Source organism: Aeromonas sp. 96A (genome assembly GCF_051919165.1).
GTDB lineage: Bacteria > Pseudomonadota > Gammaproteobacteria > Enterobacterales > Aeromonadaceae > Aeromonas > Aeromonas veronii.
Window position 1 is genome coordinate 2131020 of the sequence record NZ_JBQBFE010000001.1, and the last position, 6481, is coordinate 2137500.

The 6481-nt window shown below is 55.5% G+C and carries 4 protein-coding genes and 2 rRNA genes (1 of these 6 running past the window's edge); all 6 read right to left on the minus strand.

All coding sequences use genetic code 11. The features are described from left to right. Positions 1-20: 20 nt before the first annotated feature. Positions 21-1391 (minus strand): PhoH family protein, encoded by a 1371-nt coding sequence (locus ACTG2W_RS09675; protein ID WP_005358170.1) that lies wholly within the window; start codon positions 1389-1391, stop codon positions 21-23. Positions 1392-1597: 206 nt separating this feature from the next. After that, positions 1598-2281: a TSCPD domain-containing protein gene (locus ACTG2W_RS09680; protein WP_019446911.1), complete on the minus strand. Its 684-nt coding sequence runs from the start codon at positions 2279-2281 to the stop codon at positions 1598-1600. 10 nt (positions 2282-2291) lie between these two features. After that, positions 2292-4439 (minus strand): adenosylcobalamin-dependent ribonucleoside-diphosphate reductase, encoded by a 2148-nt coding sequence (locus tag ACTG2W_RS09685; protein ID WP_440016176.1) that lies wholly within the window; start codon positions 4437-4439, stop codon positions 2292-2294. A 211-nt stretch (positions 4440-4650) separates the two neighbouring features. Further along, the gene (locus tag ACTG2W_RS09690; RefSeq protein WP_440016177.1) at positions 4651-5103 is read right to left on the minus strand and encodes a pullulanase; all 453 of its coding nucleotides are present in this window, start codon (positions 5101-5103) and stop codon (positions 4651-4653) included. Positions 5104-5365: 262 nt separating this feature from the next. After that, positions 5366-5480: ribosomal RNA gene (gene rrf, locus ACTG2W_RS09695) — 5S ribosomal RNA — on the minus strand. 111 nt (positions 5481-5591) lie between these two features. Then, positions 5592-6481: ribosomal RNA gene (locus ACTG2W_RS09700) — 23S ribosomal RNA — on the minus strand (it continues 2000 nt past the right edge of the window).

A 6481-nucleotide genomic window follows, 5' to 3' on the forward strand; every position in this document is an offset into this window, starting at 1 on the left:
TCTGGAAATATTCATTTAAATCAGAGGTTTTCCTCGGCGAACGAAGCCAGTCGGCTGCGCACCACGCCATTGAGGAAGATGTTGGCACTGCCGTCAAAATCCTTGAAACGCTCGACGATGTAGGTGAGACCCGAGGTCACAGGGCTCAGATAGTTGGAGTCGATCTGGGCCAGGTTACCGGAGCAGACGATCTTGGTACCCTCGCCGCAGCGGGTGATGATGGTCTTGATCTGGGACGCGGTCAGGTTCTGGCACTCATCCAGCAGCACGAAGGTGTTCTGGATGCTGCGCCCGCGCATGAAGTTGACCGATTTGAACTGGATATTGGCCTTCTCCATGATGTAGCTGAGCGAGCCGCTCATGTTCTCGTCCTGCTTGTGCAGCACCTCCAGGGTGTCGGTCACCGCCGCCAACCAGGGCATCATCTTCTCCTCTTCGGTGCCGGGCAGGAAGCCGATGCTCTCGGCAATTTCCGGGGTATTCCGGGTGACGATCACCTTCTCGTAAATGCCCTTCTCAATCACCAACTCCAGCGCAGCAGCCATGGCCAGCAAGGTTTTGCCGCAACCGGCCGGGCCGGTCAGGATCACCAGATCGATGTGCGGATCGAGCAGTGCATCCAGCGCCATCCCCTGATAGACATTCTTGGGGTGTACACCCCACGCCTTGCGAGACATCAGCCGCTCGCGGCCCAGATCCTTGATGCGGATCTTGTTGCCATCGTGGCTGAGTACCCGGGCGGCGAAGAAATTCTCTTCATCCACCAGATACTGGTTTACGTGAACCCCTTCCAGCAGATTGGCATCGATCACATGGATGGTGTCGCGGCCATGGGTCTCGCTCTCGCACTCGCCGACGCGCTCCCAAAAGCTGCCGGGCACAACCTGAAAGCCTTTAGCCAGCAGGCGGATATCGTCGATCAGCTGGTCGCTACGGTAATCTTCAACGTGAGCAAGCCCGGCCCCCTTGGCCTTGAGGCGCATGTTGATGTCTTTGGTGACCAGCACCACCTGACGCTTCAACTCGTGCTTTTGCAGATAGAGGGCCGCGTTGATGATGCGGTTGTCGGCCTCCTTGTCGGTAAACACCTCGGCATCCTGCGGCAGATGGTGATCGCTGAAGATGCAGATATTGCCGCTCGCTTCGCCAGCCAGCGGCACGCCCTGGGTGATCTGATCCGGGGTTGCATCGCGGAACACATCTTCCAGCGCACGAATGGCCACCCGCGCGTCGCGGCTGACATCCTTGTTGCGATCCTTGATGTTATCGAGCTCTTCCAGCACCGTCATGGGGATGAGCACGTCGTGCTCTTTGAAGGAGTAGATAGCGAGGGGTTCGTGAAGCAGAACGTTGGTATCCAGGATAAACAGCTTTCGGTCCGTATTGTCCATAAGCATCCTCCTTGGCACTGAAGGGCCACGTGTGTGAATCTCGGATGTCATTGAAACCACACGGCCGTGACAGTTTTATTACCTTCAACGCTACGCCCGATTTTACCATCACGCAACAAATGACTTGCAGCACCAGAATCGTCCGAACAGAAAAGCAGCAATAAAAAGACCGGCCATCGGGCCGGTCTTTTTATTTATCTAGCGGATTAACCACATTTGGAGTCGCCACAATTGAGGCAAGTCATGCAGCCATCCTTCAGCACCAGCGCCTTGGTATGGCACTTGTAGCAGAGCGCGGCATTGGCCGGGAAACCACTGCCAGCCTGCTGCTCTTCGGCCTCCTGAGCGGCTTTCAACTCGGCTTGCTTCTCGGCCAGAAACGCCTGCTGATGCTCGTCCAGTCCCGGCGCCTTGAGCATGCCTATCTCGGTAAGATGGCTCTCGATCACGTTGCCAATTTCGGCGATCAGTGACGGCACATACTTGCCCTTGTTCCAGTAGCCGCCTTTGGGATCAAACACCGAGCGCAGCTCCTCCACCAGAAAGGTGACATCCCCACCTTTACGGAATACGGCGGAGATAATGCGGGTCAGCGCAACGATCCACTGGTAGTGTTCCAGGCTCTTTGAGTTAATGAAGATCTCGAACGGGCGGCGGGTTTCGTGAACCGTGCCCTCGTTGAGAATGATGTCGTTGATAGTGATGAACAGCGAGTGCTCGGAGACATGCTCCGGCGTCTTCAACTTGTAGGTGGTGCCCATCAGCCGCTCCGGGCGCAGCACGGTTTCGTGCATGTGTACCACGTCATCCTGCGCAGAGAGATCTTCTTGCGGCTCATCCTTGGTACGCACCTTGTAGGCGACGATTTTCTTGTCGATCTTCTTGACCATAATGTCGTTCTCAGAATTTACCGTAATAGCCTTCTTTCAAGGCGTCGTAGAGGTTGGCGGCCGTATGCAGCTCGCCATCGTATTCGATCTCTTCGTTCCCCTTGACGGAGATGACGGAGCCATCCTCCAGGGTGAAATCGTACAGGGTGTTCTCCAGATCCTTCTCCTTCACCAGCACGCCCTGGAAAGCCTCCGGATTGAAGCGGAAGGTGGTGCAGCCCTTGAGGCCGGAGTCCGAGGCATACATGTAGATGTCCTTGAACTGCTCGAACGGGAAATCGGTTGGCACGTTGGCAGTCTTGGAGATGGAGGAGTCAATCCAGCGCTGGGCCGCCGCCTGAATGTCCACATGCTGCGCCGGGCTGATGTCATCGGCAGTAATGAAATAGTCCGGCAGACGGCTCGCCTCATCATCGGCATAGGGCATGGCGGCCGGATTCACCAGCTCGCGGTAGGCCAGCAGCTCGAAGGAGTAGACATCGACGCTCTCCTTGCTCTTCTTGCCCGGCTTGATAACGTTGCGGCTGTAGTGGTGGGCAAAGCTCGGCTCGATGCCGTTGCTGGCGTTGTTGGCCAGAGACAGCGAGATGGTGCCGGTCGGCGCGATACTACTGTGATGGGTGAAACGCCCACCCACTTCGGCCAGCTCGGCGACCAGCGCAGGATCCACTTCGGCAACCTGCTGCATGTAGCGGCTGTAGCGCGCATGCAGCACCTTGCCCTTCACCTTGTCGCCCACCTTGATGCCATCAGCCGCCATTTCCGGGCGCAGACGCAGCATCTTGCCGGTCACTTCGAACTCCTGCTCCAGGATGGGGGCTGGGCCCTTCTCCCTGGCAAGACGCAGGGACTCCTGCCAGCCGGTCATCGCCAGCTCCTGGGATACCTGCTCGGTAAAGGCTACGGATGCCGCAGAGCCGTACTTGATCTGCAGCATGGTGAGGGTCGAACCAAGACCCAGGAAACCCATGCCATGCCGGCGCTTGGCTGTGATCTCCTCGCGCTGTTTGGCCAGTGGCAGTTGGTTGATCTCCACCACGTTGTCGAGCATGCGAGTAAAGATGGCCACCACCTTGCGAAACGCCTGCCAATCGAATGCCGCGTTTTCAGTAAAAGGGTCGCGCACAAACTTGGTCAGATTGACCGAGCCCAGCAGACAGGCACCGTAGGGCGGCAACGGCTGCTCACCACAGGGGTTGGTCGCGCGGATCTCTTCACAGAACCAGTTGTTGTTCATCTGGTTGACCTTGTCGATCAGGATGAAGCCGGGCTCTGCATAGTCATAGGTGGAGGTCATGATGACATTCCACAGCTTGCGGGCTGGCATGGTCTTGTAGACCTTACAAGCGACCTGCCCCAACTCGTTGAATACAACCCCTTCCTTGTTGGGCCAGTCGGCCCATAGCACCTGAGCGGGATCGTCCAGCGCAATGCCATCCTGCTCCACCTCTTTAGCGGTATAGGGGAAGATCAGCGACCAGGGGGCATCCTCTTTCACCGCCTTGACGAAATCTTCGGTGATGAGCAGAGAGAGGTTGAACTGACGCAGGCGGCCATCTTCACGCTTGGCCTGTATAAACTCGATCACATCGGGATGGCGGATATCCATGGTGCCCATCTGGGCGCCGCGACGGCCACCGGCTGACGAGACGGTGAAACACATCTTGTCATAGATATCCATAAAGGAGAGCGGGCCGGAAGTGTAGGCACCGGCACCGGAGACAAAGGCACCGCGCGGGCGCAGGGTCGAGAAGTCATATCCGATGCCGCAACCGGCTTTCAGGGTCAGACCGGCCTCGTGCACCTTGCCAAGGATATCGTCCATCGAATCTTCGATGGTACCGGAAACAGTACAGTTGATGGTTGAAGTGGCAGGCTTGTGCTCAAACGCCCCGGCGTTGGAGGTGATGCGGCCCGCCGGAATGGCCCCATTGCGCAGCGCCCACAGGAACGGCTCATACCAGGCCTCCGGTTCCAGCTCCTGCTCTGCCAACGCACGGGCTACCCGCTGGTAGGTCTCATCGATAGAGCTGTCGATGGGAGTGCCATCCTTGCTCTTGAGGCGATACTTGCTATCCCAGATCTCGAGGGACGTTTCCTGCATGGGGATAAGGCGGGAGCCAAGCTCACTCTCCAGCACCGGGTTCGATTTAGCCATTTTCAATCAACCTTATGTGAATGCATCAACATCATGACAACAGCAGAAAACACAACTAATGGTGCCATCTAAAATTAATGGCACAACATATAGTACACCTGATGCCATGAGGGCGCCGATTCTAACCTAAAAAAATGCCCCGGCCAGCAGATTTCTGGGTCAGGGCACTTAACTGATTAATTTGCTAAGAGATTTAACACTCAGAGATAGATCAGGGCTTCTTGACGTAAACAGTCGGCGTTTCACCCGCCATATTCAGATAGAACTCGTAGACGCCATCAGCATCCGGTGAGAACTTCATGTCCTCATACTTGGAGCAGGGGTTGACCGGCACAGCCTCACCACCCAACACGGCAACACCATCACTCGGGCTCTTGTAGCCAAAGTTGCTACCGCAGCTCCAGCCTGAATCAGCAAACTTGAACTTGTAGGGTGCCCACTCTTTCTTGAGGGTGCCTTTGGCCATATAGAGCTTGTCGGCCACCTTGACGACCTTGCTTTCATCAGTAGCCATCCAATCGTTCATCTCCCCGCGCAGGTAGATGGACTTGCCACCGAAGTCGCTGTTGTCTGCCGCTGCCTGCTCTGCACCACCATTGGATGCGCAACCGCCTAATACCAGGGTTCCCGCCGCCAGCATCATCGTTACTGTTCTTTTGAACATGGGTCTATTCCTTAAATTATTGTGATTCCTTGGTCCATCCATGTGGACTGAAGAATTAAACCAGAGCAGGCATCACATTCTGTACTTTTTGTATCCAACACATTGAACTGGTGAGCAAATATCGAACAGAAAAAGAGGTCTTTTTGGGGCTTTAGAAGGGTAATCAATGAATGACAAGAAGGGGAAAGTTTAATATCCGGCGACGTTCTGAATTGCAGGCAATAAAAAACCCCGCTCATCGAGCGGGGTTCTTAAATTTGGTGCCTGGCAGTGTCCTACTCTCGCATGGCGAATGCCACACTACCATCGGCGCTACCGCGTTTCACTTCTGAGTTCGGCATGGGATCAGGTGGTTCCACGGCGCTATGGCCGCCAGGCAAATTCTTCAATCTGAGAAAGCTGACGTGAATAACGACTTGGTCGTTATCACTGAATTAGTAGTTCGCTTGGTATCTGTTACAAGCCTTAGAACACTTCTTGGGTGTTGTATGGTTAAGCCTCACGGGTAATTAGTACGGGTTAGCTCAATGCATCGCTGCACTTACACACCCCGCCTATCAACGTTGTGGTCTCCAACGGCCCTTTAGGACCCTCAAGGGGTCAGGGATGACTCATCTCAGGGCTCGCTTCCCGCTTAGATGCTTTCAGCGGTTATCGATTCCGAACTTAGCTACCGGGCAGTGCCACTGGCGTGACAACCCGAACACCAGAGGTTCGTTCACTCCGGTCCTCTCGTACTAGGAGCAACTCCCTTCAATCATCCAACGCCCACGGCAGATAGGGACCGAACTGTCTCACGACGTTCTGAACCCAGCTCGCGTACCACTTTAAATGGCGAACAGCCATACCCTTGGGACCGACTTCAGCCCCAGGATGTGATGAGCCGACATCGAGGTGCCAAACACCGCCGTCGATATGAACTCTTGGGCGGTATCAGCCTGTTATCCCCGGAGTACCTTTTATCCGTTGAGCGATGGCCCTTCCATTCAGAACCACCGGATCACTATGACCTACTTTCGTACCTGCTCGACCTGTCCGTCTCGCAGTTAAGCTGGCTTATGCCATTGCACTAACCTCCTGATGTCCGACCAGGATTAGCCAACCTTCGTGCTCCTCCGTTACTCTTTGGGAGGAGACCGCCCCAGTCAAACTACCCACCAGGCACTGTCCGCGAGCCCGATTCAGGGCCCTGCGTTAGAACATCAAACATACAAGGGTGGTATTTCAAGGACGGCTCCAGCGCAACTGGCGTCACGCCTTCAAAGCCTCCCACCTATCCTACACATGTAGGTTCAATGTTCAGTGCCAAGCTGTAGTAAAGGTTCACGGGGTCTTTCCGTCTAGCCGCGGGTACACCGCATCTTCACGGCGAATTCGA

What these genes read in the sequence shown, in the direction of transcription:
- ACTG2W_RS09675 (WP_005358170.1), bottom strand. Translation starts at nt 1,391, where the DNA reads ATGGACAATACGGACCGAAAGCTGTTTATCCTGGATACCAACGTTCTG.
- ACTG2W_RS09680 (WP_019446911.1), bottom strand. Translation starts at nt 2,281, where the DNA reads ATGGTCAAGAAGATCGACAAGAAAATCGTCGCCTACAAGGTGCGTACC.
- ACTG2W_RS09685 (WP_440016176.1), bottom strand. Translation starts at nt 4,439, where the DNA reads ATGGCTAAATCGAACCCGGTGCTGGAGAGTGAGCTTGGCTCCCGCCTT.
- ACTG2W_RS09690 (WP_440016177.1), bottom strand. Translation starts at nt 5,103, where the DNA reads ATGTTCAAAAGAACAGTAACGATGATGCTGGCGGCGGGAACCCTGGTA.